The following is a 1,260-nucleotide window of genomic DNA, read 5'->3' on the forward strand; positions in this document are numbered from 1 at the left end:
GAGTATTTTCTGCAATAGATTGGGTGATCACTTTGTTCAGTTTTTTCAGCGAATATAGAAGGTAAATATCACCCCAGTGGGATTCTCCAATAGTTATCGGTACGCGGTATTCAAGTGAAGAGATCGGAAGAGCGCTGTCTTCAGGGTTATTAATCCCGAGGACTGAAATACTATCAGGGGTTTTTATGCTCACCTGACTAATGCTGCCATGATTTGTCGGCTGATAGGGTAGCTGTTGCTGCAACGGATCTGATGTGTGGATAAATACTTTGCCGTTTTTGGATACTAAAATAGCTTGCTGCAGCTCTGGTGTGTTGTTGACAGAATCGTTAATAATTTGGGTTAGAGAAAAAAGATTGAACGATGCCAGGTTTTCTGCGATCGAGCTACTCAACGCTTGGGCTTGGACGAGTGCTTGTTGGTTGAGGTTATGTTTTAGCAGAACGATACGCTTCTCTAACTCGGTATCAAATGCTTGCTTGTGTAGGTTTATTTGAAGGTGAGTGCTGACATAAAGCACAAGTAAAAGTGCACTAGCAATGATGAAAAGTAGTTTGTTGCGAATTCCCATGCTTAGACTTCTGTCTCCGTACAGCTACTTATTGGATAAATGCTCTCTTAAGCAGGTGAGTATATCCTCTATTTCCCAGGGCTTGCCAAAACAGGCGGCAAGATTCGCTTGTTCATAGGCTTCTTGGACTGCTGAGCTATCGGCATGACCCGTGAGTATTATCTTGATGATATCAGGGAACATGGCATGAACGTCAATCAAGAACTTATCGCCTTTGGTAACAGGCATAATGTAGTCCGAAATGATGGCTACAATCTGTTCACCATCTTTAAAGGGCCTGTACCATCGCGATACGATGCATTGAGCTTCCTTGATTGGTCACTTCCGATGCCTGCGCTTAGTGTTGTTTCTTGTGTATTCTGAGCCGTTTTGGTGATGATGTTAATTACGGCGACAAAAGCATTGGCTCCGTAGAGTGCTGAGCCAGGGCCACGGACAATTTCTACCCGGCTAATGTCATCGACAATAAAGTTGTTGTAAGAGCTTAGTGCACCACCATTTACCAGGTTGTTATTGTTAGCGTGGCCATTGATTAGAAATAATACTTTTTCACTGAAGTCTGTTTTTAGCCCTCTTATCTCGAGGGTAGACCTTCCCATATTAGTTTGGTAAACACCTAAGCCAGGTACGCGCTTTAGTGCGTCCATTAGGTTGCGCGCACCCATTCTTTTTAAGTCAGCAGCGGTAAT

At 43.5% G+C, this 1,260-nt stretch carries 3 protein-coding genes; all 3 read right to left on the minus strand.

All coding sequences use genetic code 11. The features are described from left to right. Positions 1–571 (minus strand): hypothetical protein (locus tag A3735_RS05560; protein WP_156499432.1); only part of this gene is annotated, 571 nt, incomplete at its 3' end. A gap of 24 nt (positions 572–595) precedes the next feature. Further along, positions 596–799, minus strand: coding sequence for a hypothetical protein (locus tag A3735_RS05565; protein WP_068510480.1), 204 nt, complete (start codon positions 797–799; stop codon positions 596–598). Positions 800–819: 20 nt separating this feature from the next. Then, the coding region (locus tag A3735_RS05570) for a TonB-dependent receptor (RefSeq protein ID WP_156499433.1) at positions 820–1,260 on the minus strand (441 nt) is incomplete at its 5' end.

This window comes from Oleiphilus sp. HI0061, assembly GCF_001635675.1.

Excerpts from the sequence above, each read along its gene's own strand:
- A3735_RS05565 (WP_068510480.1), bottom strand. The coding sequence starts at position 799 with ATGCCTGTTACCAAAGGCGATAAGTTCTTGATTGACGTTCATGCCATG.